Raw genomic sequence first — 26,520 nt, 5'->3', positions numbered from 1 at the left:
CTCCCCGCCCCGTCCGGCGGGTCGGGGAGCCCCGGTGGGCAGCGAAGCCGGAGGGTCTGATCGGCGGTGACTCGGGTGACGACCTGTACCGTCTGGCCGCGGAGTTGTGCGTCGCCGGCGGACAGCGGGCCCGGGCGGCCGTGCTGCTCACCCGGGCCGGCCGGCAGGCGGTCCTGCGAGGCGCTCTGCTGACCGCGGTCGAACTCCTCGACCGGGGCCTGGAGTTGACCGCCGACACCGCGGACGCCCCGCCCGAGGCGGTGGCCGGACTGCTGGAGGAGTTGCTGGAGACACTCGTCCTCACCGGCGACGTCCAGCGCGTACCGGAACTCGGCGACCGGCTGGACGGTGTCCTGACCGTGTGGGGCGCGCCGCCCGCCCGTCGCGCCGCGGGTTTCCTCGCCCGGGCCAGAGCCGCCGCCACCGCGCAGCAGTGGGAGGAGGGCCTGACCGCCGTGCGGCGGGCACGGGAACTGCTCGGAGCCGAGCCCGACCCCGCGTTCCGCGCCGCCCTGGACGCGGTCGCCGCGCACCTCGTGCTCAACTCGCAGCGTCCGGACCGGCTGGAGAGCGCCAGGGCCCTGGCCGAAGGGGCCGTGGCGACCGCGGAGGCGGTCGGACTGCCGGAGGTGAGCTGCAAGGCGCTGAACATGCTCGGGTACTGTCTGCGGCCCCTGGACCTGGCCGAGGCGGAAAGAGTGTTCGAACGCCTGGTGGTCACGGCCGAGACCCATGCGCTGCCGGTCTGGCGAATACGCGGCCTGCTGGAACTCGGCGTACTCGACCGGATCCGGACCACCGGGACCGGTCGGCTGCTGGCCGTACGGAAGGCAGCCGAGGAGACCGGCGCGGTGCTCATGACGGCCTGGGCCGACATGCATCTGGCACAGACCCACTTGCTGCGCGACGAGCACGACAGCGCCCTGGAGTCCGCCCGGCGGCTCCGGACGACGGCCCACCGGCTGCGGCTGCGCGAGGTGCAGCTGATCGGCGTCGGAGTGGACGCCATCATCGCCGCCTCACGCGGGGACCGGCAGAAACTTCAGACCGCGCTGCACGTCATGGAGAAGGCACTGGCCGGACGGAGCGCCGGAGCGCTCTGGGGCTACGCCGACACCTCCGTGTGGGGCTGGGCCCAGGGCATCTGCTCCCTGCTGCGGGAGGAACCCGACCGTGCGATGGCCGAGTTCACCGAGGCGGACCGGGCCATGCGGGCGCTGCCCAGCACGCGCGGGGTCACCGGTTTCCTGGGCCCCTACCTGCTCCTGCGGACCGTACGGGGTGCGGCAGGCTGGGCGGAGCTGGACCTGGCCGTCGCGGACCGGCTCACCGAGGTCCACTGGGACCGGCCGTTCGTCGGATGGTCCCGGGCCGTGCTGCTGGGCCGCGAGGGCCGGGCCGCCGAGGCCGCCAAGGCCGCCAAGGAAGCGCTGGCCGGGATCGAGGCCATCCCCCTGGCCCGCCACCTGTGTCTGCGCCTGGGCGCTTCGGCGGCGCTCACCGACAGCTGGGGACATCCCGTCGAGTGGCTGCGCTCCGCCGAGCAGTTCTTCCACGACCGGGGCACCACACGGGTCTCGGCCGCGTGCCGCGCCATGCTGCGGGAAGCGGGCTCGCCCGTGGCCCGCCGCCGCGAGGGCCACGACACGGTTCCGCAGGAACTTCGACGGTCCGGGGTGACCACGCGGGAGTACGAGGTGCTGCGTCTGCTCGGCCGGGGACTCGGCAACCAGGAGATCGCCGAGCAGCTCTTCCTCTCGCCACGCACCGTCGAGAAACACCTCGCGAGCCTCCGCGACCGTACCTGTCGGAGTGGCCGGGCCGCACTGATCGCCCTGGCACGCCGGTACGCGGACGGGCAGTGACTCCGAGCGTTTCGACCAGCGGGACCAGCGGTCGGCACCGTGGCCGCGGAGCGGCACTGGAGCGCCTGCCGCGAGCGGTGGAACCGATGCTCGCGACAGGCGCTCCGGAGCGCGAGTGGTCAGGCCTCGCAGGCGCTCTTCGTGTCGCTGGTGTCGGCGGTGCAGGTGTCGGTGTTGGCGCCCCCGTTGAGGGAGTCGTTGTCGAACACGCTGTCGACACCGTCGAGGGTGTCGTTGCCCGCTCCGCCGCTGTGGGTGTCGTTGCCGGCGCCGCCGACCAGCGTGTCGTTGCCCGCGCCGCCCACCAGGAGGTCGTTGCCCGCGAAGCCGGACAGGATGTCGCCCGCCGTACCCCCGGTGAGGGTGTCGCCGAACTGGCTGCCGTAGACGATCTCGACGTCGGTGAGGACGTTGTCGCCCTCTCCGCCGATGCCGTCGTCGGCGGCGTTGTCGATGTCGACGACCACGCCGGAGCCGCTCTCGAAGTAGCTGGCGATGTCGCTGGTGCCGCCCCCGCCGCTGAGCCGGTCGGCACCTGGGCCGCCGTTGAGGAGGTCGAAGGTGACGCCGCCGTTCAGGGTGTCGTTGCCCGCGCCGCCGTTGAGGATGTTGCTGCCGGGGCTGGGGCCGCCGTTGATGACGTCGTTGCCCGACTCGCCCTTGAGGTCACCGCGGACGTTGCCGGTCTTGGTGATGACGTCGTTGCCGTCACCGGCGTTGACCACGACCGTGTCGCTGTTGACGGCCACCGGGCAGGCCACCGTGCCGTTGACCAGGAGGGTGCAGTTGAGTCCGGCGGTCAGGGTGTCGGCGGTGTCCTGGATGATGACGAAGTTCCCTGACAGGCTGACCGTGATGTTGTTCGCGCGGCCCTGCGCCGCGTTCACGACGATGTTGGTCCCGCTCTTGAACACACCGGTGGCCGCGCTCGCCGGCCCTCCGGTCAAAGTCACCGCGGAACCCGCCATCGCCGCGACCACCATGACCCGCAGTAACGCTTTTCTGCCCATCGGATCCCTCTCGGTCTGTGTGAATCGACCTGACCACAGTGCCCGCCGGACCCGGGAGGCACATGGGGGAACGCCCCCCATTTACCGGCCGGTGCGGCGGCGATGGAGCGGGACGGCAGAGGCGGCTTCCACGCACTGTGGCATGCCTGCGCGTTCCTCGCGTGGGCGTCGTCAGGATCGGGGCCGTGGCCCGGGTGGTCGCCGACCACTACCAGCAGCCGGCGTGGGCGCTCCGGCGATCGAGGGGCCGGAGGTTCCTTCATCGAGATCCGCACGCTCGGCGGCTCGCCCGCGCCGGGCCGGTCCCGCGGCGGGCTGACCACCAAGGTCCGTCCTGCCTGCGACGGCCGGGGCCTGCCCCCTGCCGAGCGGGCCGACCAGGAGGCCAACCGTCCGGGGCCCGAGCGCTGCCCGGGCGGTCGGCCTCACTACTATCCACGGGTGTCCTGGATACGACGTCGTACGCGCAAAAAAGAGGAACCGCCGGTGAACCGGCTGCCCGACCTGGAGTTCCTCGCACTGGTGAGGGGCGGGCTGGAAGAGTTGGCACCCGGCGTGACGCAGGGCGCGCAGCTCAAGGGGAACTCGTTGAGCAGCCCGCATGGTTGGGCCGTGGGCGTGGCTCCGCCGCATCACGGGGGCGGCCACCACTACGATCTCGTCGCGCTACCGGACGTCGGTGTCCAGCCGGACGTGCCGCTTTTCATGGACTGCGTCGTGTCGATGTCCGCCGATCCTCAGGACGCGGCGAACACGTGGGTGCAGACGGCCGGCGCGTGTCTGCTGGAACTCCTCGACCGCCGCGAGCGTTTCGCGGACCACGCGGGCCCCGACGACGAGCGCGGCGTGCCTGGCTGGCACGTGATCACGTCGGGCGCGGTCGGTCTCGGACACGACGTCGACGAGAACCGGCGGCTTCAGGACGCGCTGTCGGAAGCGAACGTGCTGCACCGGATCGCGGACTCGTTCACCGCGGACCTGGAATCGCCGTTCTTCAACGGCGTCAAGGTCTTCTACGGCGGCAGCCCCGGCGCCGTGCAGGCTGAGATCCGCGTGAACGGTGAGCGTCACGAGGCCGCATCGGCAGCGATGGCGGCGCTCGGACTGCCCGAGCCGACGACGTTCACAGCGGTTCGGTTCTATGCGTTGCTGCTGCCGGTAGTGGCGGGCAGCGGCGAGCCGAACTACCCGAAGGTCCGACTCGATCTCGCTCCAGCCTCCGTGCAGACCGGCACCCACAGCCACGGCGCCGCCTGCGCCTGCGACTGCGGGGGCCAACTCGACCCGGAGCATCCCGGCTTCGACCTGGCCCTGCCTCACCTGGTGGCCGAGCTCTCGGAGGAGGAACGCGGACGCCGCGTGAAGTCGGACACGGGCGCGATCATCGTCGCGGAGGGCGTCGGCAACTTCCTGAAGGTCCGCCTCCCGATCCGTCTGGACGACGGACGCACGGTGGTCTACCTCGCCTGGGTCTACCTCCAGGCAGCCGTGATGGACGGCTTCGTGCAGCGGATCCACAACGACGACCTGGCCGGCCACCGCTTTGAGGGCCTACTGGGCAACGCCATCGGCCCCTGGGGCGAGGGCGTCCTGCGCGCCCCCGTCGTCCTCGGCGGCCAACGGATCAACGAGGACGGCTCAGTCCGCCTCAGCGAGGTTCTGGAGTCCACCGACCCCCTGCTCAGCGGGGTATTGAGCGAGACCTGGCCTGCCGCGTTCGTCCTCGGCGACCGCTTCCCCCGCTCGCCGTCAAGCTGAGGGGTAGGCAGGGAAAGGTCTTGGGCGTTCTGCGGGCACCGCAAGGACCCGCCGTGCACCCGACCGCTTGAAGTGCGGAGAGACATCTTCGCCTCTGCGGCCAGGAGGCGTTGGTCGGGGCCATGGCCCGGGTGGTCGCCGACCACTACCAGCAGTCGGCGACGCCACCACGCTGACACTCAGCGGCACTCGGCTAGCGGTCCGCGTCCTTGTGGCGGACCTGGCAGTCGGGGCCGGGGGACATCACTGCCTCGTGCCCGTCCGGGAAACGGACGCGGTACGGGGGAGTGCCCTCCTGGCCCATGACCTCGACGACTTCCGTGACCTGGTCGTGCTGGCCGACCACCCTGCCGTGCTGGACAAGCTGGTCGCCCACGATTGCGCGCATCTGCGGGCCTCCTCTCAGCCGCGGGCCCGCTGGGTGACGGCGATGCAGACGAGCACGGCCGCCGCCGTCAGCGGAGCGGCCGGAGTCAGCTGCTCGCCCAGCAGCAGGACCGACCACACCAGTGTGAGCAGGGGCTGCGCGAGCTGCAACTGGCTGGCCTTCGGAATTCCGATCGCCGCCATGCCCCGGTACCAGACGACCAGGCCGAGGAACTGCGATCCCGCCGCCACCCACAGCAGCCCGAGCACGCTGTGCGCGGTGAGCTGTACGGGCTCCTGCGACAGTGCCAGCGCGGCGGCGGGCGCGGTGAGCGGCAGGCACAGCACCAGCGCCCAGCCGATGACCTGCCAGCCCGGCATGACCCGGGCCAGTCTGCCGCCCTCGGTGTAGCCGGCCGCGCAGATCAGCAGGGCGCCGAACAGATAGGCGTCGGCGCTGGTCAGGGCGCCGCCGCTCTGCTGGACGGTGAAGGCGAGCACGGCTGCCGCGCCCGCCAGGGCCGCCGCCCAGAAGGTGCGCGAGGGGCGGGTGCCCATGCGCAACGCCGAGCAGAGGGCCGTCGTCAGCGGCAGCAGGCCCACCACGACGGCGGCGTGCGCGGTGGTCGACGTCCGGAGGGCGAGCGTGGTGAGAAGCGGAAAGCCGAGGACGACTCCGGCGGCGACGACCGCGAGCCCTGCCCAGTGACGGCGGGCGGGCGGCCGTACGCGCAGAGCCAGCAGACAGCCGCCCGCGATGACCGCCGCCAGGACGGACCGCACGGCCACCAGCGACCACGGACCGAAGCCCTCCAGCCCCCAGGCCGTGGCCGGAAAGGTGAGCGAGAAGGCGGTGACGCCGAGGGCGGCCTGAAGCGTCCCGGCACGGCGGGCCCCGGACTTCTCGGGAGGCGCTGTGCGGCTTCCAGGGGTCTCCGTGTGCCTGCTGACCGCTATCGGAGTCAGTGCGGTAGCGCTATCGTTTACTCTCATGCAAGAGCGTAGCAGTGTCGGTGAACTGGCGAATCAGCTGCGACAGGAGCTGAACCGCTACTCTCCAGGTGGAAAGCTGCCGTCGAGTCGCGTACTGGTGGAACGGTTCCGGGTGAGCCCGGTGACCGTCTCCCGGGCGCTCGCCCAACTGGCCGCCGAAGGATTGGTCGTGACCCGCCCGGGGGCCGGGGCGTACCGCGCCGAGGCACGCCCCGCGTCCACCCCCGCCGGCGACACCTCCTGGCAGGAGGTCGCCCTGAGCGCGGACGGAGCCGCCGACCTCGTACCGCGCACGGTGAACGCCGCCGGCGTCGTCGTCTCGCTGGCCGCGCCGCCGCCCGGCGTGATCGAGTTCAACGGCGGCTATCTGCACCCCTCCCTCCAGCCCGAGCGGGCGATGGCGGCGGCCCTGTCACGAGCCGGACGCCGTCCCGGGGCGTGGGGCCGGCCGCCCCTGGACGGGCTGCCGGAGCTGCGCGAGTGGTTCGCGCGGGGCATCGGCGGCGCCGTCACGGCGGCCGAGGTGCTGATCACGGCCGGCGGTCAGGCCGCCCTGACGACAGCCCTGCGCGCCCTCGCCCCGCCCGGCGCCCCCGTGCTGGTCGAGTCGCCCACCTACCCCGGCATGCTGGCGATCGCCCGCGCGGCCGGCCTGCGCCCGGTCCCGGTGCCCGTGGACGCGGACGGGGTACGTCCGCCGTTGCTGGCCGACGCGTTCCGGGCGACCGGCGCCCGGGTGTTCGTCTGCCAGCCCCTGTTCCAGAACCCGACCGGTGCCGTGCTCGCGCCCCAGCGGCGCGCGGAGGTGCTCAGGATCTCCCGTGAGGCCGGCGCCTTCGTGATCGAGGACGACTTCGTACGGCGGCTGGTGCACGAGGACGCGGCACCGCTGCCGCGTCCCCTCGCGGCGGAGGACCCCGACGGTGTGGTCGTCCACGTCGGCTCGCTCACCAAGGCGACCTCACCGAGCTTCCGGGTGAGCGCCCTCGCGGCCCGGGGCCCGGTACTGGAACGGCTGCGCGCCATCCAGATCGTCGACACCTTCTTCGTGCCGAGGCCGTTGCAGGAGGCGGCTCTGGAACTCGTGGGCTCGCCTGCCTGGCCACGCCATCTCCGCGCGGTGTCGGCCGAGTTGAAGACCCGCCGGGACGCCATGACGTCCGCGCTGCTGGCCGAACTCCCTCAACTCTCCCTGCCGCACATCCCGTCGGGCGGCTATCACCTCTGGCTGCGCCTCCCCGACGGCGCCGACGACACGTCCCTCGTCGCCGCCGCACTGCGCGCGGGCGTCGCGATCACCCCCGGCCGTCCCTACTTCAGCGCCGAACCCCCGGCCGCACACGTGCGGTTGAGCTTCGCGGCGGTGGCGGGAGTGGGGGAGATCGGGGAAGGGGTACGGAGGCTGCGTACGGCCTGCGGCGAGGTGCTCTGACGAGGTGCTCTGACGAGGGGCTCGGGTGAGGCTCCGACCCGGCGCGGGCCACGGAAACTGTTGGACAGCACCCGCTCCGACCTGTGAACCTCCCCGCATGAGCGACGACGTGCCCGCCCTCCCCGAGGGCTACGAGATCTCCGTCGACCCCGCCCGGGTCGATGTCGAGCGTGTCCACCGCTGGCTGTCCACCGACGCCTACTGGGCGCTGGACCGGCCCCGGGAGAAGTTCGAGGACGTGATCACGCACTCGCTCAACTTCGGTGTGTACGACGCGGCTTCGGGGGAGCAGGTGGCATACGCGCGGGTGGTGACCGACCAGGGGCTCTTCGCGTGGCTGTGCGATGTGTACGTGGACCCGTCGGCACGGGGTACGGGCATCGGTACGGCGATGGTGCGCGAGGTACGGGATCATCTCGGGGCGCTCGGGGTGCGCCGCATCCTGCTCGCCACGCACGACGCGCACGGCGTCTACGAGAAGATCGGTTTCCGGCCGCTCGACAAGCCCGATCGGTGGATGGCGCTCCACTTCGCGTGAAGCCTCCGTGGAGTCGGCGTAAAGCCTCTGTGACGATCGGGCGGCAACGGGCGGCGAGGGCCATCTACCCCCGGTAACTCCTGAGTAACGCCCCTTGACCTGCCCACTTTCCCGGCCCACCATCGCCGCATGCAACTTCGGGTCACGTTCGTCGCCGCCGCGCGCAGTTCCCCGCTGCTCGCGGAACGCTTCGACGACGACCGGCCGCTGGACCAGGCCGGCTGGGACGAGGTGCAGCGCGCCGCCCAGGACCTGGTGCCGCTGGCGGCGGCCGAGCTGCGCTACTGCTCACCGACACCCCGCAGCCGGGCCACCGGGGACGCGCTCGGTTACGGGCCGCTCGTCCAACTGGCCCTGCGTGACTGCGACATGGGCCGCTGGCGCGGACTCACCCTCGGGGAGGCGATGGCCCGGGAGCCCGAGTCCGTGGACACCTGGCTCGCCGACCCGCGCGCCACACCCCACGGCGGTGAGTCGCTGCTGGACTTCGTCTCGCGCGTCGGCGGCTGGCTCGACACCCGGCCCGCCGACGACGGGGGCAAGATCGTCGCCGTGGCCGAGCCCTCGGTCATCCGGGCGGCCCTGGTCTACGCCCTGAAGGCGCCCCCCTCGACCTACTGGAATCTCGACGTCCGCCCCTTGTCCACGACCGTCGTCACGGGCCGCAAGGGCCGCTGGAACCTGCGCTTCGAGGGCATGTTCCCTCAGTCCGCCCGCGGCTAGAAGCTCTGCTGGTCGCGTGTGTAGTCGGTGGTGAGGACGAGGTCCTTGGCCGGGCCTGCCACGCGCCACACCGTCCGCCAGCGGTCGGTGCCGAGGGCCGTGAACTCGCCGCGGTAGAGGTCGGCCGCACAGGGGTGGTCGGTGACCCATCGGCCCGAGGTCAGGTCCAGATCGTGGAAGGGGCGGCCGTCCGCGAAACGCACGTCCACCGTGCCCCGAGCGATACCCGGCAGGAAGTGGAGTGCGCGCTCGGCGGGGCGGGCGACACCCTGCCAGACGAACGTGCCGGACTCGTGGTGCAGCAGGCCGCGCGGGCCTCCTCCGTCCAGCGGGCTGAACGTCGTGAATCCGGTGAAAGTCCCCTCGTGAGCGCCCGCGAGATCGCGCACCGATCGCTCCACACGCCAGCTCCCCGCCAGATACAGCAGGGCATCAGCTACTGGCTGGAACTCGTCCATGCCGCCCTCCGCTCGAAACATTCGGGTTGCCGCACGCCCCATTGACGCGCTCCAGTCACATACCTATCTTGCCGTTCGAAGTGCTGATCATTGTCCGGTATCCCGAACTGCACCGACCGAGCCGCGGAGTATCCATGTCACGCACACGCACCCGCTGGAGACTAGGTCTCACGGCCGCCGCCCTTCTGGTGGTCTCGGCGGTCGTTCCCGCCCCGGCCAACGCCGAGGACGTCACCGACTACGCCATCACCGTGGACCCGGCCGCCAAGGGCGCCAGGATCGACGACACGATGTACGGAGTCTTCTTCGAGGACATCAACCGCGCCGCCGACGGCGGTCTGTACGCGGAACTCGTGCAGAACCGATCCTTCGAGTACTCCACCGCCGACAACCGCTCGTACACGCCCCTCACCTCCTGGGCCGTCGGCGGCACGGCGACAACCCTGGACGACGACGGGCGTCTGAACGCCCGTAACCGCACCTACCTCTCCCTGGGTGCCGGCTCGTCCGTGACCAACTCCGGCTACAACACCGGGATCAGGGTCGAGAGCGGCAAGAAGTACGACTTCTCCGTCTGGGCCCGCGCCGACCTGGCCGGCGCGCTGACCGTGTCCCTCGGTGACACCGAAGGCGCCCTCGCCGAGGTCCGCCAGGTCGCTGTGAAGGGCGGCTGGGCCAAGTACTCGGCGCGGTTCACCGCGACCCGATCCAGCACCGCCGGGCGGCTGACGGTCGCGACGGACAACCCCGTCGCCCTGGACATGGTCTCGCTGCTGCCCCGGGACACCTACAAGGGCCATGGGCTGCGCCAGGACCTGGCCCAGAAGATCGCCGCCCTCGACCCCGGCTTCGTGCGCTTCCCGGGTGGCTGCCTGGTCAACACCGGGTCCATGGAGGACTACAGCGCGGCCTCGAACTGGCAGCGCCAGCGCTCGTACCAGTGGAAGGACACCGTCGGGCCGGTCGAGCAGCGTGCGACCAACTCCAACTTCTGGGGCTACAACCAGAGTTACGGACTCGGCTACTACGAGTACTTCCAGTTCTCGGAGGACATCGGCGCGATGCCGCTGCCCGTCGTCCCGGCGCTGGTCACGGGCTGCGGGCAGAACAAGGCCGTCGTCGACGAGGCGCTGCTCAGGCGGCACGTCCAGGACACCCTCGACCTCATCGAGTTCGCCAACGGGCCGGTGACCAGCGAGTGGGGCCGCAAGCGGGCGCAGATGGGCCACCCCAAGCCCTTCCACCTCACGCACATCGAGGTGGGCAACGAGGAGAACCTGCCGAACGAGTTCTTCGCCCGCTTCACGGAGTTCCGGACCGCCATCGAGGCCAAGTACCCGGACATCACCATCATCTCCAACTCCGGCCCGGACGACAGCGGTTCGACCTTCGACACCGCCTGGAAGCTCAACCGGGACGCCAACGTCGACATGGTCGACGAGCACTACTACAACAGCACCAACTGGTTCCTCCAGAACAACGACCGCTACGACTCGTACGACAGGAACGGCCCCAAGGTCTTCCTCGGCGAGTACGCCTCCGGCGGCAACACCTTCAAGAACGCCCTCTCCGAGGCCGCGTTCATGACGGGCCTGGAGCGCAACGCGGACGTCGTCAAGCTCGCCTCGTACGCCCCGCTGCTCTCCAACGAGGACTACGTGCAGTGGCGCCCGGACATGATCTGGTTCAACAACCACGCGTCCTGGGGCTCACCCTCGTACGAGGTGCAGAAGCTGTTCATGAACAACGTCGGCGACCGCGTGGTGCCCACCACGGCCACCGGCACGCCCTCGGTGAGTGGCCCGATCACGGGCGCCGTCGGTCTGTCGACCTGGGCGACCACGGCGGCGTACGACGACGTGAAGGTCACCGGCGCGGACGGCACGGCGCTGCTGACCGACGACTTCTCGGGTGACGCGTCCCGGTGGACCCATACCGGGGGCGGGAGTTGGACGCTCCAGGACGGCCAGTACGTCCAGACCGACGTCGCCGCCGAGAACACCATGGTCTCGGCCGGAGACCCCGCCTGGCACGACTACGACCTCCATGTGAAGGCCACCAAGAAGTCCGGCAAGGAGGGCTTCCTCGTCGCCTTCGGCGTCAAGGACACCGGGAACTACTACTGGTGGAACCTGGGCGGCTGGAACAACACCCAGTCCGCCGTCGAACAGGCCTCGGACGGCGGCAAGTCGACCCTCGTGGCCAAGCCCGGCTCGATCGAGACCGGACGCGCCTACGACATCGACGTCAAGGTGCGGGGCCGGCAGGTCACCCTCTACCTGGACGGCCAGGAGTGGGGCGGCTTCACCGACGACAAGCCCGCCGAGCCGTTCCGTCAGATCGTCACGAAGGACGCGAAGACCGGCGACCTGATCGTCAAGGTCGTCAACGCCCAGGCGGCGCAGGCCCGTACGACGATCGACCTCGGCAAGGTGAAGGTTCGGTCCAAGGCCGCGGTGACCACGCTGGCCGCCGCGCCGGACGCGGTGAACACGGAGACGGCGACACCGGTCGCGCCGGTGAAGTCGACGTTCTCGGGCGTCGCGAGGAAGTTCACGTACACCTTCCCGGCGAACTCCGTCACCTTCCTGCGGATCAAGAAGGGGTGACGGTGACCACCTGACCGACGGAAACGACTGACCGTACGGGCGGCCCAGGTGCCGGAGGGCGTCTGGGCCGCCTCGGGTCAGAACTACGTACGACCTCGACCTCTGTCAGGACCGGGCGAGGACGCAGAACTCGTGGCCCTCCGGGTCGGTCATGCAGGTCCACGGGACGTCGCCCTGACCCACGTCGAGGTCGGCGGCGCCGAGGGCCCGCAGCCGTGCCACCTCCGCCGCCTTGTCGTCACCGGGGTCCGGCACCAGGTCGATGTGGACGCGGTCCCGCACGGCCTTCGTGGCGGGCTTGCGGAGGAACTCGAGATACGGGCCGACACCCCTGGCGTCACGCAGCACCGCATGATCATCGGTCACCTCGTGCAGGGTCCAGTCGATCGCCTCGTCCCAGAACCGGGCCATGGCCCGAGGATCCACGCAGTCGACCACCACAGCGGCGATCGGCCCGGTGTCCCGGTAGACGTCCCGGGGCTCCAGCACACAGAACTCGTTGCCCTCCGGATCGGCGAGGACCGTCCACGGCACATCACCCTGGCCCACGTCGGCGGGCGTCGCACCGAGAGCCTTCAGACGCGCGACCAGCTCCGCCTGATGCGCCGCGGAGTTGGTCGCGAGATCGATGTGCACCCGGTTCTTCGTCGCCGTCTTCGGCTCCGGTACGACGATGACGTCCACGCACACGCCGACCGGGTCCCGCCAGTCGAAGTCGGCCGGCTTGGCGGCGGTCGCACCGGGTTCCGGGCTGGAGACACCCCAGCCGAGCGCCTCCGCCCAGAAGCGGCCGATCGCGGAGTCGTCGAGGGCTTTGATGTTCACCAGGACGGGTCGCAGTGTCATGCCGGCGATCTTAGGGATTCGCTCCGCGACGGCGTCCGCACCGCCCGTACGGCCCCGCATACTGATCCACCATATTGCATAAACGTGCAGCGAAACGTATAGTCATGCCATCTAGGAGGAGGGTTCCATGGCGGTACGTGTGGCGGTGGCCGGAGCGAGTGGGTATGCGGGCGGGGAACTGCTGCGTCTGCTCCTCGTCCACCCCGAGGTCGAGATCGGCGCCCTGACCGGCAACTCCAACGCCGGGCAGCGGCTCGGCGCACTGCAGCCGCACCTGCTGCCGCTGGCCGGCCGTGTGCTCCAGGAGACCACCCCCGACGTGCTCGCCGGGCACGACGTCGTGTTCCTCGCGCTGCCGCACGGGCAGTCCGCCGCCGTCGCCGAGCAGCTCGGCCCTGACGTCCTCGTCGTCGACATGGGCGCCGACTTCCGGCTCCACGACGCGGCCGACTGGGAGAGGTTCTACGGCTCCGCGCACGCCGGGACCTGGCCCTACGGCCTCCCCGAACTGCCGGGTGCCCGCAACGCGCTGGAGGGGTCCAAGCGCGTCGCGGTGCCCGGTTGCTATCCGACCGCCGTCTCCCTCGCCCTCTACCCGGCGTACGCCGCCGGGCTCGCCGAGGCGGAAGCGGTGATCGTCGCCGCCTCCGGCACCTCCGGCGCGGGCAAGGCGGCCAGGACGAACCTGCTGGGCAGCGAGGTCATGGGGTCCATGTCGCCGTACGGGGTCGGCGGCGGACACCGGCACACGCCCGAGATCGTCCAGAACCTCAGCGGCGCGGCCGGCGAGCCCGTCGCCGTGTCCTTCACGCCCACCCTCGCCCCCATGTCCCGCGGCATTCTCGCCACCTGCACCGCCGCCGCCCGGCCCGGCGTCACCGCCGAGTCCGTGCGCGCCGCCTACGAGAAGGCGTTCGCCGACGAACCGTTCGTGCACCTCCTCCCCGAGGGGCAGTGGCCCGCCACGGCGTCCGTCTACGGTTCCAACGCCGTTCAGGTGCAGGTCGCGTACGACGAGTCCGTACGCCGCATCATCGTGATCAGCGCCATCGACAACCTGACCAAGGGCACCGCGGGCGGTGCCGTCCAGAGCATGAACATCGCCCTCGGGCTCGACGAGACCACCGGGCTTTCCACGATCGGAGTCGCACCGTGAGTGTCACGGCAGCACAGGGGTTCACGGCGGCGGGCATCGCCGCCGGGATCAAGGAGAACGGCAACCCGGACCTGGCCCTCGTGGTCAACAACGGGCCCCGCCTCGCCGCCGCCGGCGTCTTCACCTCCAACCGCGTCAAGGCCGCACCGGTGCTGTGGTCCGAGCAGGTACTGAAGGGCGGGACCGTCTCCGCCGTCGTCCTCAACTCCGGTGGCGCCAACGCCTGTACGGGTCCCAAGGGCTTCCAGGACACCCACGCCACCGCCGAGAAGGTCGCGGACACCCTCGGTCTGAACGCCGGGGAAGTCGCGGTCGCCTCCACCGGACTCATCGGGCTGCTCCTGCCGATGGACAAGCTGCTGGCGGGAGTCGAGACCGTCGCCGGTCAACTCTCCGAGCACGGCGGTGAGAAGGCCGCCATCGCCATCAAGACCACCGACACCGTCCACAAGACGGCCGTCGTCAGCAAGGGCGGCTGGACCGTGGGCGGCATGGCCAAGGGCGCGGGCATGCTCGCCCCGGGCCTCGCCACCATGCTCGTCGTCCTCACGACGGACGCCGACGTGGACAGCGAGCACCTGGACCAGGCGCTCCGCGCCGCCACCCGCACCACCTTCGACCGCGTCGACTCCGACGGCTGCATGTCGACCAACGACACCGTGCTGCTGCTCGCCTCCGGCGCCTCCGAAGTCGCCCCGGACCAGGCCGAGTTCGCCGAGGCCGTACGGGCCGTCTGTGACGATCTCGGACAGCAGCTCATCCGGGACGCCGAGGGCGCCAGCAAGGACATCAAGGTGGAGGTCGTGAACGCGGCGAGCGAGGACGACGCCGTCGAGGTGGGCCGCTCCATCGCCCGCAACAACCTCCTCAAGTGCGCCATCCACGGCGAGGACCCCAACTGGGGCCGCGTCCTCTCCGCCATCGGCACGACACAAGCCGCCTTCGAACCTGACCAGTTGAACGTCGCCATCAACGGCGTCTGGGTCTGCAAGAACGGCGGCGTCGGCGAGGACCGCGACAAGGTCGACATGCGCTACCGCGAGGTCCACATCGTCGCCGACCTCGCCGCCGGCACCGACACCGCCACCATCTGGACCAACGACCTGACCGCGGACTACGTCCACGAGAACAGCGCGTACTCGTCATGAGCACTACACGCAAGCACACCGCCCTGCCCAAGGCCAGGATCCTCATCGAGGCGCTGCCCTGGCTGACCCGCCACAACGGCAAGGTCGTCGTCATCAAGTTCGGCGGAAACGCCATGGTGAACGAGGAGTTGAAGAACGCCTTCGCGCAGGACGTCGTCTTCCTGCGCCAGGCCGGCCTCAAGCCCGTCGTCGTGCACGGCGGCGGTCCGCAGATCAGCGCCGCCCTCGACAAGCACGGCATCGTCAGCGAGTTCAAGGCGGGCCTCAGGGTCACCACCGAGGACGCCATGGACGTCGTACGCATGGTGCTGGCCGGCCAGGTCCAGCGGGAGCTGGTCGGGCTGCTCAACCAACACGGGCCGCTCGCCGTCGGGTTGACCGGCGAGGACGCGCACACCATCACCGCCACCAAGCACCAGCCCGAGATCGACGGGGAGTTGGTCGACATCGGGCGGGTGGGCGAGATCACCGCGATCGACACGGGCGCGATCGAGGCACTGCTCGCCGACGGCCGAATCCCGGTCGTCTCGTCGATCGCCCGTAGCCAGGACGACGGACATGTCTACAACGTCAATGCTGATACGGCGGCTGCGGCACTCGCTGCTGCTCTTGGCGCCGAAACCCTCATGGTCCTCACGGACGTCGAGGGCCTCTACGAGGACTGGCCCGACTCCGACGAGGTGATCAGCCGCCTCACCGCTTCCCAACTGGAGAAGCTGCTCCCGGAGTTGAGCTCCGGCATGGTGCCGAAGATGGAGGGCTGCCTGCACGCCGTACGCAACGGCGTCACCACCGCCCGCGTCATCGACGGCCGGGTCCAGCACTCGATCCTGCTGGAGATCTTCACGGACGAGGGCATCGGCACGATGGTCGTGCCCGATGCGGAGGAAGAGGGGGAAGACGCATGAACGCCGGCCACGAGCTGGACGACAGTCAGGAACTGAGCGCCAATCAGGAACTGACCACGCGCTGGCAGGGCGCCCTCATGAACAACTACGGCACCCCCCGGCTGCCCCTCGTCCGCGGCGCCGGCAGCACGGTGTGGGACGCCGACGGCAAGGCGTACATCGACTTCGTGGGCGGCATCGCCGTGAACGCGCTCGGCCACGCCCACCCGGCGATCGTCGAGGCGGTCTCCACCCAGATCGCCTCCCTCGGCCATGTCTCCAACCTCTTCGTCGCCGAACCGCCCGTCGCGCTCGCCGAACAGCTGCTCCAGCGCTTCGGCCGGGACGGCAAGGTGTTCTTCTGCAACTCGGGCGCCGAGGCCAACGAAGGTGCCTTCAAGATCGGCCGGCTGACCGGACGCACCCACATGGTGTCCACGGAGGGCGGCTTCCACGGGCGGACCATGGGCGCCCTCGCGCTCACCGGCCAGCCCGGAAAGCGGGAGCCCTTCGTGCCGCTGCCCGGTGACGTCACGTACGTCCCGTACGGCGACGCGCAGGCACTGGCCGCCGCCGTCACCGACGAGACCGCCCTCGTCATCATCGAGCCGGTCCAGGGCGAGAACGGCGTCGTCGTCCCGCCCGCCGGTTATCTGAAGGCCGCGCGCGCGATCACCGCAGCCACCGGCGCCCTGCTCGTCCTCGACGAGGTACAGACCGGCACAGGCCGTACCGGGCACTGGTTCGAGTACCAGGCCCACGACGGCGTCCTGCCCGACGTCGTCACCCTCGCGAAGGGCCTCGGCGGCGGACTGCCCCTCGGCGCGACCGTCGCCTTCGGCCGCGCCGCCGACCTGCTCCAGCCCGGCCAGCACGGTACGACGTTCGGCGGCAACCCGGTCGCCTGCGCCGCCGGCCTCGCCGTACTCGACACCATCGAGAACGAGGGGTTGCTGGAGAACGTCAAGCGGCAGAGCGAGCGGTTGCGGGACGGAATCGAGGGTGCGGGCCACCCGTTGATCGATTATGTCCGGGGCGCGGGACTTCTCCTGGGTATCGTGCTCAACGAGCCCCTCGCGCCCCAGGTGCAGCAGGCGGCTCAGGACGCCGGGTTCCTGGTGAACGCGCCCGCTCCCGATGTCGTACGGCTGATGCCGCCGTTGAACATCGGTGACGCCGAGGGGGACGCGTTCCTTCAGGCGCTTCCCGGGGTTCTCGACGCGGTTGACGGGAAGGACTAGCCGGGGAATGAGACGACGACGATGACGCAGGCGCAGGATCACGAGCACGCGGGGCCTGCCGTACCGCAGACCCGCACCGCACGCCACCGCCGGATCGTGGACATCCTCAACCGGCAACCGGTGCGGTCGCAGAGTCAGTTGGCGAAGCTGCTGGCCGATGACGGGCTGACCGTCACGCAGGCGACGCTGTCCAGGGACCTGGACGAACTGAACGCGGTGAAGATCCGCAACAACGACGGCGATCTGATCTACGCGGTGCCGAGCGAGGGCGGTTTCCGTACGCCGCGTGCTCCGCTGGGGGAGTCGGCGAAGGAGGAGCGGATGCGGCGGCTGTCCGCGGAGCTGCTGATCTCCGCGGAGGCTTCCGCGAATCTCGTGGTCCTGCGGACCCCTCCGGGGGCTGCGCAGTTCTTGGCGTCGGCGATTGATCAGGCTGAACTGCACGACATCTTGGGGACGATCGCCGGGGACGACACATTGATGCTGATCAGCCGGGACCCTGTGGGGGGACAGGCGTTGGCTGATCACTTGTTGGGGTTGGCTCAGAAGAACCACTGACGGTTGTGTGCCGGGTGCGGGTTCGCTGTGGCTGGTCGCGCAGTTCCCCGCGCCCCTGAAAGACTCTCCTCAGCCCAGCCTTCTCGCCAGGCCCCCGGTACACCTGACCTCGTCGCCCGCCGTGATCAGCAGGGCCTCCACGTCCGGCAGGGACTCCAGCCACCGCAGCGCCTGCCTCGACCCCATCGCGAAGGCCGCCGTCGCCCAGGCGTCCGCCCAGGTCAGTTTCGGAGCCACGACCGTCACCGCGACCAGGTCCGTCACCGCGGACTTGCCGGTGCGGGGGTCGACGATGTGGGTGCCGCGTTCCGCCGTGCCGGAGGTGGCCACCGCGAGTTCGTCGGTGCCGGCCGCCGAGACCACCGCCGCCAGGCCGCCGGGGCGGAGCGGGTCCGACACCCCTACCCGCCAGGGGCGCCCCGGTCCCGGCGCCCCGCACAGCTGGACGTCTCCGCCGCCGTTGACGCTGACCCCGCTCACGCCGGCCGCCGTCAGTGTTCTCGCCGCGCGCTCCGCAGCCCAGCCCTTGACGATGCCGGTCGGGTCGATCTGCCCCTGGTAGGTGTGGCTGAACCAGCCCTCGCTGACCTGCTCCGCCTCGGCGCACAGGTCGAGCACCTCGGCGACCTCCGGGTCGCAGTCGGCGACGGAGATCTCGCCACGGGCCAGCCGGGAGATCTGGCTGTTCTCGCGGTAGGTGCTGAACACCTCGTTGACCTTGTGCAGTCCGGCGATCGCCGCAGCCAGCGCCGACCCGACCGCACGGGGGTCCCCGCCGCGGACGTCAAAGGAAAAGACGGTCCCCATGACCTCCTCCGCATGACGTACCGCGACGGGAGCTTCGGCGGGATCAACCACCGGCCTGGTCCAGGGCCGACTGGAGGGACTTCTTGTAGCCGGCGCTGGTGTAACTGGCGCCGGAAACCGCGTCGATGTCTCCATCGCCCGCCGTCACCGCCTCCTGGTTGAGCTTGGGAATCGCGTCGCCGGAGACCTGGTCGCTGCGGCCGCCCTTGGGCGCCTGCACCGCCGACGCCGAGGTGATCCGGCCGTTGGTCAGGGTGACCCGGACCTGCACCGGGCCGTACTCCGTCTGGATCACGCTGCCGGTGTACGTGCCGCCCCCGTCGGAGGTCGCCCCGCCTTTCGCGGCACCGCTGCCCGCGGCACCCGAGCCCGCCGGTGAGCTCGCTGCCGGGTCGGATGAACTCGCCCCGGTGGCCGTCCCCTTGTCCGACTCCGCGGCCGGAACCTTGTCCAGGGCCGACTGCAGCGACTTCTTGTAGCCCGCGCTGGTGTAACTGGCGCCCGAGATCGCGTCGATGTCCGCGGTGCCGGCGGCGACCGCCTCCTGGTTGAGCTTGGGTACGGCGTCGCCGGAGATCGTGGTGCTCTGGCCGCCGGTCGGGGCCTTGACGGCCTCCGCCTTGGTGATCTTGCCGCCGCTCACCGTGATCCGGACCTGGACCTGGCCGTACTGGGTGTCGACCGCGTCACCGGTGACCGTCGCGGCCTGGGCCGCACCGCCACCCCCGGTGGCACCCGTACTCGCACCCGCACTGGCCTTGTCCAGGGCGGACTGGAGCGACTTGCCGTAGCCCGCGCTGGTGTAGCTGGCGCCGGAGATCGCGTCGACCGTGCCGTCGAGGCCGGCCGTGACCGCTTCCTTGTTGAGTTTGGGGATCGCGTTGCCGGAGATCTGGTCGCTCTGGCCGCCCTTGGGCTGCTGGAGTGCCTCCGCCTTGGTGATCTTGCCGCCGCTCACCGTGACGCGGACCTGGACCGGGCCGTACTGGGTCTGGACGGTGTCGCCGGTGAAGGTGCCGTCCTTGGCGGCCGCGCCGCCCTGGGCCGACTCCTGCGCCGCCGACGTCTGCTGCGGCAGCGCGCCGGCCGCCTGCGCGGACCCGGGGTCCGACGACGGCTTCAGCGTCAGCAGCAGCACGATTCCGGAGACTGTGGCGGCGCTCGCCAGCATGACGCGCCGAAAGGGGTGACTCTTCTTCATCGCTCCTGGCTCCCGTCGCTCACATCTCGAACGACTCGTGGTGGATACGGCGCGCCGGAACACCCGCGCCGCGCAATGCCTCGTACACACCCTGCGCGAAGCCGGGAGGCCCGCACAGGAAGACGTCGTGGTCGTCGATGTCCGGCAGCTTCCGGCGCAGCGACTCCGGCGAGATGTCCGGGCGCTCTCCGTCGGGGCTGTTCACCGCGTACATGAGCCGGGCGCCGCGCTCGTTGGCGATGGTCGCCAGCTCGTCCCACAGGGCCAGGTCCTGGGTGCTGTTGGCCCGGTACAGAAGGGTCAGGTCGCCCTCGGCGCCGGGCAGCGTCTCGAACAGCGCCCGCATCGGGGTGATGCCGACTCCGCCGGCCACCAGCAGCACCTTGCCCTGGCTGCGCTTGGAGGCGGTCAGGGCGCCGTACGGGCCCTCGGCCCACACCCGGGTACCGGGCTCCAGCTCGCGCAGGGCCGAGCTGTGGTCGCCGATCGCCTTCACGGTGATCCGCAGCATGTTGGGCCGGGGGGCCGCCGACAGGGAGTACGGGTGCGAGCTGAACCGCATACCGGGGGCCAGGAAGCGCCAGCGGAAGAACTGGCCCGCCTCCGCGCCCATCCGGTGCAGCTTCCGGCCGCTCATCAGCACGGACACGATCCCCGGGGTCTCCTCGATGACCGCCTCGACCCGCAGCCGGTGGCGCATGTTCAGCCGGATCGGCGTGACGATGCGGTACCAGAGGACCAGCGCGGTCACCGAGCCGTACAGCGCGTACCAGGCGGTCTTCGCGGCCGGCTCGACGACGAACTCGTTGCCCGTGGAGAGCTGGTGCCAGAACGTCAGGAACGTGGCCGCGTACGTCAGCAGGTGCACGTGGTACCAGAGGTCGTACGGGATCATCCGCCGGACCGGGCCGATGGAGCTGAGCCCGATGACCACCAGCAGCCCCGTGCCGATCGCCGCCTTGCCCATGTCGGGCAGCTGGTTCACCGAGTCGACCGTCTGCTGGACGATGTCGCCGAACGTCTTGCCGGCCTGGAGGGCGTACCCGTACATGATGAGGACGACGTGCGCCACGACCAGGCTGAGCGTGTACCGGCCGCTCATCGCGTGCCAGCGCGCCACCCGGTCCGACCCGACCCGGCGCTCCAGCGCGGGCACCCGGGCCATCTGCAGCACCACCAGTGCCATCAGGTAACCGGCGAGCAGGCCGGTGATCCGGCCCGCCGCGATCACCTGGGCGGTGGTGTCGGCCAGGGAGGCCGTGTTGTTCCACCACAGCCAGATCACTCCGGCCGCGCCCGCCCCTACGACGAGCAGCAGCGGGACGGCGGGCGAGCGGCGAGGTCGGATGCGGCGCATCGTCTGGCGCCGCGCGGCACGTCCGCCTGCGATCGTGGTGGTCACGGTTCCTCCGTGGGACGGGGTCGAGAGGCTTGGCCCCTTGGCCCTCACATACGTGCCGCGACCGCTGAGTGTTCAGTGGCCTACGGAGTCCACAGGTAAGTGGCGTGACGGCCGGTAACACCCCTGCCGGGAGGTGCGCCCGGTGCTGCTGCTCAGTAGCGGACGATGGCGGTCGGTCCGCTCACCGTGCCGATCGCGATGTGCGGTCGGCGGCCCGGATCGGCCCACCCCAGTACCGCGCGCATCGCCTCCGCCGACACCGACACACAACCGGCCGTCGCCGCACGCCCGTTGACATGGAGGAAGATTCCCGCGCCGCGCTCCCGTACCGGTTTGGCGTAGTTGAACCCGATGACGTACGCGTGCGCGTACTGCTGCGTGTACGAGATCAGGTGCTCGGACTCGGCGGCCCGGCAGTCGGCGGGACGGGGCTCGGTCCAGCGGTTGTAGGAGCGCGAGGCGTTGTCCTGGCACCACCAGGAGTTCTGCCGCACAGTCCGGTACGTGACCCGGGTACCGGCCGGCGCCGTCTTGATGCCGAAGGCGTACGGGAGGTCGTACAGCCCGGCGGGGGTGGTGTTCGTGCCCTGTCTGCGGGAGCCGCCCTCGACGAGCCCGTTCGCGCCGAAGCGCGCGGGCGCGGAGCCGGCCTTCGTCCACTTCCCGTCTCGCAGGTCCCACCAGGTGAGCGTGCCCGAGGTCGCCTTGGCGCTCGGGGCCGACGCGGTGATCAGCTGGGAGCCGCCGCCGGTGTCGGCCAGCAGGGCGGGCAGCGGCGGCGCGGCCGTGGGAGGGGCACCGGGGGCGAGCACGAGAAGGGACGCGGACGCGAGGACGACGGCGGCTCCGGGACGCATGGCTCAGACGGTACTGGGCGGCAGCGGCAACGGCAGCCCCGGTAGTCCGTCCAGGCTCGTCGCGATGTGGTCCTTCTTCTCGAAGTAGGCGCTGAGCGAGGCGTCGTCCTCGCGCGCGAAGCGCCTGGCGTGCAGATCGCGGTCGCCGTCGTACGACATGAAGGGCACCGAGTACCCACAGCTGTCCCGGACGAGTTCGGCCCGTACGACGATGATCGCGCGCAGGCCGTGCGCGGTGGCGTCGATGTCCGGGAAGCGGGCGAGGAGTTCGGGGAAGCGTGGGTTGTCACGGAAGACCGGCTCACCGCGGCCGTGCACCCTGACGATGTTCGGCGGGCCCTCGAAGGCGCACCACATGAGGGTGATCCGGCCGTTCTCGCGCAGATGGGCGACGGTCTCGGAGGTGCTGCCCGCGAAGTCGAGATAGGCGACGGTCAGCTCGTCGAGGATCACGAAAGAGCCCTTGAGGCCCTTGGGGGAGAGGTTGACCGTGCCGTCGCCGGACAGCGGGGCGGTCGCGGTGAAGAAGAGGGGCTGCGCCTCGATGAATGTTCGCAGGCGGCCGTCGATGCGCTCGTAGGTCTTTCCCATGACCGGTCATTGTCCGGGAAAGTCGTTCGCCTGTCTAAGAGTTTTCTCGACAGCTGCACTGAGGACGGCTGAACAGAGGGTGTGCAGGACCGCGGCCGCCCCGGTCGGCGCTTGCGACGGGGCGGCCACAGTGCCTGTCACGTCACTTGTTGAGCGTGCAGGCAGCCAGCGAGTTGAGGCCCGTGGGCTTCGCCGCGGTGCGGCCGATGGAGATGGCGATGCGGTCGATGGTCGACTCGCGCTTGCCCTGGAGGGGGGTGAGGATCGCGTTCTGGACGAAGTTCGCACCACCCTGGCCCTGGGTGTTCACGAGCCGCGTGTTGGCCTCGGTGATCTGCGTGTTCAGCAGCGCGAGGTTACGGGTGACCTCCGCCTGCGCCGACGCCGGGATGGCGGGCAGCTTCGAGGCCACGTCCGGGCAGCTGATGGTGCCGGCGCCGCCGTTGTTGCCGGCGTTACCCGCATTGCCCGCGTTGCCGTTGTTGCCCGTGTTGCCCGTGTTGCCGGCGTTCCCCGCGTTACCGGTGTTGCCACCCGCCTGCGGTGCCGCCGTCGCGGCGGGTGCGGCCACCCCGGCATTGTTGAGGGTGCAGGGCGCCAGCGCGTCGAGGCCGACCGGCTTGGCGGCGGTGCGGCCGATGGCGGTGGCGATGCGGTTGATGGTCGCCACGCGCTTGTCCTTGAGCGGACCGGTGATCGCGTTCGCGATGAAGTTGGGGCCGCCCTGGCCCTGGGTGTCGACGATGCGCTTGTTGGCCTCGGCGATCTGCGTGTTCAGCAGCGCGAGGTTACGGGTGACCTCGGCCTGCGCCGACGCGGGGATCGCGGGCAGTCTGTTCGCGACCGCCGGGCAGTTCACCGTCGGGACCGCGGCCTTGGTGGTCGCCTGGGTCGTCGTGTTGTTGTTGGACGTTTCCCCGGCAAGGGCGGAGCCGGCGACGATCGCACCGGACAGAGCCACTGCGGCGGCGCCGCCGATGATGCCCACACGACGCTTGTTGTACTTCGGAAGAGCCCTGGACATGCGGATGCCTCACTCGGGTCAGGGGGTGGCTGTGTGGTTCAACTCGCTGTACAGACGCGGCGCCTGCGTCTGGCGTGAGGTACGGGTAAGCGGTTTCGCGTGTTCAAAGGCTCGTCAAACATCCGTAAGAAATTTTCCCGAGATTGACGAACCATGCAGACTCCTGCATACTCATGCATGTCAGCGAATGCACTGTGAGGAGAAAACCCGTGACCGAGCGCGTCGTACTCGCCTACTCAGGCGGTCTGGACACCTCCGTCGCCATCGGCTGGATCGCCGAGGAGACGGGCGCCGAGGTCATCGCGGTCGCGGTCGACGTCGGCCAGGGCGGCGAGGACCTGGACGTCATCCGCAAGCGCGCGCTCGCCTGTGGCGCCGTCGAGGCCGAGGTCGCGGATGCCAGGGACGAGTTCGCCGAGGAGTACTGCCTTCCGGCGATCAAGGCCAACGCCCTCTACATGGACCGCTACCCGCTGGTCTCCGCCCTCTCCCGGCCGACGATCGTGAAGCACCTCGTCGCCGCCGCCCAGAAGCACGGCGCGACCACGGTCGCCCACGGCTGCACGGGCAAGGGCAACGACCAGGTGCGGTTCGAGGCCGGCATCGTGGCCCTCGCCCCCGACCTCAAGTGCATCGCCCCGGTCCGTGACTACGCGATGACCCGCGACAAGGCGATCGCCTTCTGCGAGGAGAAGCAGCTCCCGATCGCCACCACCAAGAAGTCCCCGTACTCCATCGACCAGAACGTCTTCGGGCGCGCGGTCGAGACGGGCTTCCTGGAGGACATCTGGAACGCGCCGATCGAGGACATCTACGAGTACACCTCGAACCCCGCCACCCCGCGCGAGGCGGACGAGGTCGTCGTCTCCTTCAAGGAGGGCGTCCCGGTCGCCATCGACGGCAAGCCGGTCTCCGTACTCCAGGCGATCCAGCAGCTGAACGAGCGGGCCGGCGCCCAGGGCATCGGCCGGATCGACATGGTCGAGGACCGTCTCGTCGGCATCAAGTCCCGTGAGGTGTACGAGGCTCCGGGCGCGATCGCCCTGATCACGGCCCACCAGGAGCTGGAGAACGTCACGGTCGAGCGTGAACTCGCCCGCTACAAGCGCCAGGTCGAGCAGCGCTGGGGCGAGCTGGTCTACGACGGCCAGTGGTTCTCCCCGCTCAAGCGCGCCCTGGACGGCTTCATCAACGAGGCCAACCAGCACGTCAACGGCGATGTCCGGATGACCCTGCACGGCGGCCGCGCGGTCGTCACGGGCCGCCGCTCGGACACGTCCCTCTACGACTTCAACCTGGCCACGTACGACACGGGCGACACGTTCGACCAGGCCGCGGCCAAGGGCTTCATCGACATCTACAGCCTGTCGTCGAAGATCGCGGCCAAGCGCGACCAGGCGTAACCGATACCGATACCGTTGTTGCCGCCTCCCCTCCCGTGTCCGGGCGGGGAGGCGGTGGCACATCAACCCCCTGCCTTTCGAGGAGCAACGCAAGTGAGCAGCAACAGCGGTGACGTACGGCTCTGGGGCGGCCGTTTCGCCGACGGTCCCGCCGAGGCCCTGGCCAAGCTGTCCGCGTCCGTCCACTTCGACTGGCGGCTCGCGCCCTACGACATCGCCGGGTCGCGTGCCCACGCGCGCGTGCTGCACAAGGCGGGCCTGCTCACCGAGGACGAGCTGACGCGCATGCTGGCCGGCCTCGATCAGCTCGAAGCGGAAGTCGCCGACGGCACCCTCGTCCCCACGATCGCCGACGAGGACATCCACACGGCCCTGGAACGCGGCCTGTTGGCGATCCTCGGCCCCGACCTCGGCGGCAAGCTCCGCGCCGGACGCTCCCGCAACGACCAGGTCGCGACCCTCTTCCGCATGTACCTGCGGGACCACGCCCGTACGATCGGCGGTCTCATCGCCGACCTCCAGGACGCGCTGATCGGCCTCGCGGAGGCCCACCCGGACGTGGCGATGCCCGGCCGCACCCACCTCCAGCACGCCCAGCCGGTCCTCTTCGCCCATCACGTCCTGGCCCACGCCCAGCCCCTGTCCCGGGACGCGGAGCGCCTGCGCCAGTGGGACGAGCGCACGGCGGTCTCCCCGTACGGCTCGGGCGCGCTCGCGGGCAGCAGCCTCGGCCTGGACCCGGAGTCGGTGGCCGAGGACCTCGGCTTCGAGCACGGCAGCGTCGGCAACTCCATCGACGGCACGGCCTCGCGCGACTTCGTCGCCGAGTTCGCGTTCATCACGGCGATGATCGGGATCAACCTCTCCCGGATCGCCGAGGAGATCATCATCTGGAACACGAAGGAGTTCTCCTTCGTCACCCTGCACGACGCCTTCTCCACGGGCTCGTCGATCATGCCGCAGAAGAAGAACCCGGACATCGCGGAGCTGGCGCGCGGCAAGAGCGGCCGGCTGATCGGCAACCTCACGGGCCTCCTGGCCACCCTCAAGGCGTTGCCCCTGGCCTACAACCGGGACCTCCAGGAGGACAAGGAGCCGGTCTTCGACTCCTGTGACCAGCTCGAGGTCCTGCTCCCCGCATTCACCGGCATGATGGCCACGCTCACCGTCCACCGTGAGCGCATGGAGGAACTGGCCCCGGCCGGCTTCTCCCTGGCCACCGACATCGCCGAGTGGCTGGTCAAGCAGGGCGTGCCCTTCCGGGTCGCCCACGAGGTCGCCGGCGAGTGCGTGAAGGCCGCCGAGGCGGACGGGGTCGAGCTGGACGGTCTCACGGACGACCAGTTCGCGAAGATCAGCGCCCACCTCACCCCCGAGGTCCGCACGGTCCTGAACGTCAAGGGCGCCCTGGCCTCCCGAAACGGCCGAGGAGGCACAGCCCCGAGCGCGGTCGCGATCCAACTGGCAGAGGTGAAGGCGGACGTGGCAGCCCAGCACAAGTGGGCAACGGCCAAGACGAAGTAACCCCTGAAGGGCCGCAGGCCCCTTCGGGGGCGCGGGGAACTGCGCGACAAGCCACGACGGACCCGCACCCGCGAGGGGGGCGAAGGGGCACAGCCCCTGAAGGATGGGACGGGTAGGGGCGGC

The 26,520-nt window shown here is 70.4% G+C and carries 24 protein-coding genes; 13 read left to right on the top strand and 11 right to left on the bottom strand.

The genetic code is table 11. The features are described from left to right. Positions 1-1,865 (top strand): LuxR C-terminal-related transcriptional regulator (locus STRTUCAR8_RS45590; RefSeq protein ID WP_044474015.1); only part of this gene is annotated, 1,865 nt, incomplete at its 5' end. A 119-nt stretch (positions 1,866-1,984) separates the two neighbouring features. Here the strand turns inward: STRTUCAR8_RS45590 and STRTUCAR8_RS45585 are convergent. Further along, a complete protein-coding gene (locus STRTUCAR8_RS45585) occupies positions 1,985-2,875 on the bottom strand; it encodes a calcium-binding protein (RefSeq protein ID WP_006383308.1) in 891 nt (296 codons plus the stop codon). A 486-nt stretch (positions 2,876-3,361) separates the two neighbouring features. Between STRTUCAR8_RS45585 and STRTUCAR8_RS45580 the strand changes: the two genes are divergently transcribed. Beyond that, a complete protein-coding gene (locus STRTUCAR8_RS45580) occupies positions 3,362-4,633 on the top strand; it encodes a DUF6348 family protein (RefSeq protein WP_006383295.1) in 1,272 nt (423 codons plus the stop codon). A 193-nt stretch (positions 4,634-4,826) separates the two neighbouring features. Here STRTUCAR8_RS45580 and STRTUCAR8_RS45575 read toward each other — a convergent pair whose 3' ends face one another. Together STRTUCAR8_RS45575 and STRTUCAR8_RS45570 are read right to left on the bottom strand one after the other, a co-directional pair. Next, the gene (locus STRTUCAR8_RS45575) at positions 4,827-5,021 is read right to left on the bottom strand and encodes a DUF1918 domain-containing protein (protein WP_006383300.1); all 195 of its coding nucleotides are present in this window, start codon (positions 5,019-5,021) and stop codon (positions 4,827-4,829) included. A gap of 14 nt (positions 5,022-5,035) precedes the next feature. Then, positions 5,036-5,992 carry a DMT family transporter gene (locus tag STRTUCAR8_RS45570; protein WP_006383310.1) on the bottom strand — a complete coding sequence of 319 codons (957 nt, stop codon included), beginning with the start codon at positions 5,990-5,992 and terminating at the stop codon, positions 5,036-5,038. Between STRTUCAR8_RS45570 and STRTUCAR8_RS45565 the strand changes: the two genes are divergently transcribed. The 3 genes from STRTUCAR8_RS45565 (at position 5,991) to STRTUCAR8_RS45555 (ending at position 8,685) form a co-directional block, all read left to right on the top strand. After that, complete coding sequence (locus STRTUCAR8_RS45565) at positions 5,991-7,424, top strand: aminotransferase-like domain-containing protein (protein ID WP_006383304.1); 1,434 nt, start codon at positions 5,991-5,993, stop codon at positions 7,422-7,424. The two genes, STRTUCAR8_RS45570 and STRTUCAR8_RS45565, sit on opposite strands and share 2 nt — an antisense overlap. Before the next feature lie 97 nt (positions 7,425-7,521). After that, on the top strand, positions 7,522-7,962 hold the full coding sequence (locus tag STRTUCAR8_RS45560; protein ID WP_044474014.1) for a GNAT family N-acetyltransferase: 441 nt from the start codon (positions 7,522-7,524) through the stop codon (positions 7,960-7,962). 129 nt (positions 7,963-8,091) lie between these two features. Next, positions 8,092-8,685, top strand: a complete 594-nt coding sequence (locus STRTUCAR8_RS45555; RefSeq protein WP_006383297.1) for a histidine phosphatase family protein — start codon at positions 8,092-8,094, stop codon at positions 8,683-8,685. Here STRTUCAR8_RS45555 and STRTUCAR8_RS45550 read toward each other — a convergent pair. Beyond that, positions 8,682-9,143: a DUF6314 family protein gene (locus STRTUCAR8_RS45550; RefSeq protein WP_006383309.1), complete on the bottom strand. Its 462-nt coding sequence runs from the start codon at positions 9,141-9,143 to the stop codon at positions 8,682-8,684. The two genes, STRTUCAR8_RS45555 and STRTUCAR8_RS45550, sit on opposite strands and share 4 nt — an antisense overlap. 134 nt (positions 9,144-9,277) lie before the next feature. Here STRTUCAR8_RS45550 and STRTUCAR8_RS45545 point away from each other — a divergent pair, with 134 nt between their 5' ends. Then, positions 9,278-11,752 carry an alpha-L-arabinofuranosidase C-terminal domain-containing protein gene (locus tag STRTUCAR8_RS45545; protein WP_006383313.1) on the top strand — a complete coding sequence of 825 codons (2,475 nt, stop codon included), beginning with the start codon at positions 9,278-9,280 and terminating at the stop codon, positions 11,750-11,752. 105 nt (positions 11,753-11,857) lie between these two features. Here the strand turns inward: STRTUCAR8_RS45545 and STRTUCAR8_RS45540 are convergent, their stop codons facing one another. Further along, complete coding sequence (locus STRTUCAR8_RS45540; RefSeq protein WP_044474016.1) at positions 11,858-12,598, bottom strand: VOC family protein; 741 nt, start codon at positions 12,596-12,598, stop codon at positions 11,858-11,860. A 127-nt stretch (positions 12,599-12,725) separates the two neighbouring features. Here STRTUCAR8_RS45540 and argC point away from each other — a divergent pair, with 127 nt between their 5' ends. From argC to STRTUCAR8_RS45515, 5 genes are read left to right on the top strand one after another with little or no spacing between them, the layout of a single operon-like run. Then, positions 12,726-13,754, top strand: coding sequence for an N-acetyl-gamma-glutamyl-phosphate reductase (argC, locus tag STRTUCAR8_RS45535; protein WP_006383307.1), 1,029 nt, complete (start codon positions 12,726-12,728; stop codon positions 13,752-13,754). Next, positions 13,751-14,902, top strand: coding sequence for a bifunctional glutamate N-acetyltransferase/amino-acid acetyltransferase ArgJ (argJ, locus tag STRTUCAR8_RS45530; protein WP_006383298.1), 1,152 nt, complete (start codon positions 13,751-13,753; stop codon positions 14,900-14,902). Before argC ends, argJ begins: the two co-directional genes overlap by 4 nt. Continuing rightward, positions 14,899-15,810, top strand: coding sequence for an acetylglutamate kinase (gene argB / locus STRTUCAR8_RS45525; protein ID WP_006383306.1), 912 nt, complete (start codon positions 14,899-14,901; stop codon positions 15,808-15,810). The genes argJ and argB overlap by 4 nt, the downstream gene beginning before the upstream one ends. Then, on the top strand, positions 15,807-17,030 hold the full coding sequence (locus STRTUCAR8_RS45520; RefSeq protein ID WP_006383293.1) for an acetylornithine transaminase: 1,224 nt from the start codon (positions 15,807-15,809) through the stop codon (positions 17,028-17,030). The genes argB and STRTUCAR8_RS45520 overlap by 4 nt, the downstream gene beginning before the upstream one ends. Before the next feature lie 21 nt (positions 17,031-17,051). Then, a complete protein-coding gene (locus STRTUCAR8_RS45515; protein WP_006383302.1) occupies positions 17,052-17,588 on the top strand; it encodes an arginine repressor in 537 nt (178 codons plus the stop codon). A 69-nt stretch (positions 17,589-17,657) separates the two neighbouring features. On the opposite strand, the gene STRTUCAR8_RS45510 is transcribed toward STRTUCAR8_RS45515, so the two are convergent. From STRTUCAR8_RS45510 to STRTUCAR8_RS45485, 6 genes are all read right to left on the bottom strand, one after another. Further along, positions 17,658-18,395 carry an FAD:protein FMN transferase gene (locus tag STRTUCAR8_RS45510; protein WP_006383299.1) on the bottom strand — a complete coding sequence of 246 codons (738 nt, stop codon included), beginning with the start codon at positions 18,393-18,395 and terminating at the stop codon, positions 17,658-17,660. A 43-nt stretch (positions 18,396-18,438) separates the two neighbouring features. Continuing rightward, entirely contained in the window at positions 18,439-19,596 is a 1,158-nt protein-coding gene (locus STRTUCAR8_RS45505; RefSeq protein ID WP_006383311.1) for an FMN-binding protein, read from the bottom strand. Positions 19,597-19,615: 19 nt separating this feature from the next. Then, positions 19,616-20,998 (bottom strand): ferredoxin reductase family protein, encoded by a 1,383-nt coding sequence (locus tag STRTUCAR8_RS45500; protein ID WP_006383314.1) that lies wholly within the window; start codon positions 20,996-20,998, stop codon positions 19,616-19,618. Between the two features lie 152 nt (positions 20,999-21,150). Next, positions 21,151-21,855 (bottom strand): L,D-transpeptidase family protein, encoded by a 705-nt coding sequence (locus STRTUCAR8_RS45495; RefSeq protein WP_006383294.1) that lies wholly within the window; start codon positions 21,853-21,855, stop codon positions 21,151-21,153. Positions 21,856-21,858: 3 nt separating this feature from the next. After that, positions 21,859-22,446, bottom strand: a complete 588-nt coding sequence (locus STRTUCAR8_RS45490) for a pyridoxamine 5'-phosphate oxidase family protein (protein WP_006383305.1) — start codon at positions 22,444-22,446, stop codon at positions 21,859-21,861. 142 nt (positions 22,447-22,588) lie between these two features. Further along, a complete protein-coding gene (locus STRTUCAR8_RS45485) occupies positions 22,589-23,470 on the bottom strand; it encodes a hypothetical protein (protein WP_006383296.1) in 882 nt (293 codons plus the stop codon). 209 nt (positions 23,471-23,679) lie between these two features. Between STRTUCAR8_RS45485 and STRTUCAR8_RS45480 the strand changes: the two genes are divergently transcribed. Beyond that, on the top strand, positions 23,680-24,873 hold the full coding sequence (locus STRTUCAR8_RS45480; RefSeq protein WP_006383312.1) for an argininosuccinate synthase: 1,194 nt from the start codon (positions 23,680-23,682) through the stop codon (positions 24,871-24,873). A 93-nt stretch (positions 24,874-24,966) separates the two neighbouring features. Further along, positions 24,967-26,397, top strand: coding sequence for an argininosuccinate lyase (gene argH, locus STRTUCAR8_RS45475; RefSeq protein WP_006383303.1), 1,431 nt, complete (start codon positions 24,967-24,969; stop codon positions 26,395-26,397). Positions 26,398-26,520: the final 123 nt, after the last annotated feature.

The organism is Streptomyces turgidiscabies Car8 (assembly GCF_000331005.1).
In the GTDB taxonomy this organism is placed as follows: Bacteria; Actinomycetota; Actinomycetes; order Streptomycetales; family Streptomycetaceae; genus Streptomyces; species Streptomyces turgidiscabies.
Note: the sequence above shows the minus strand (reverse complement) of the source record. Positions and strands in the feature narration are given on the sequence as shown.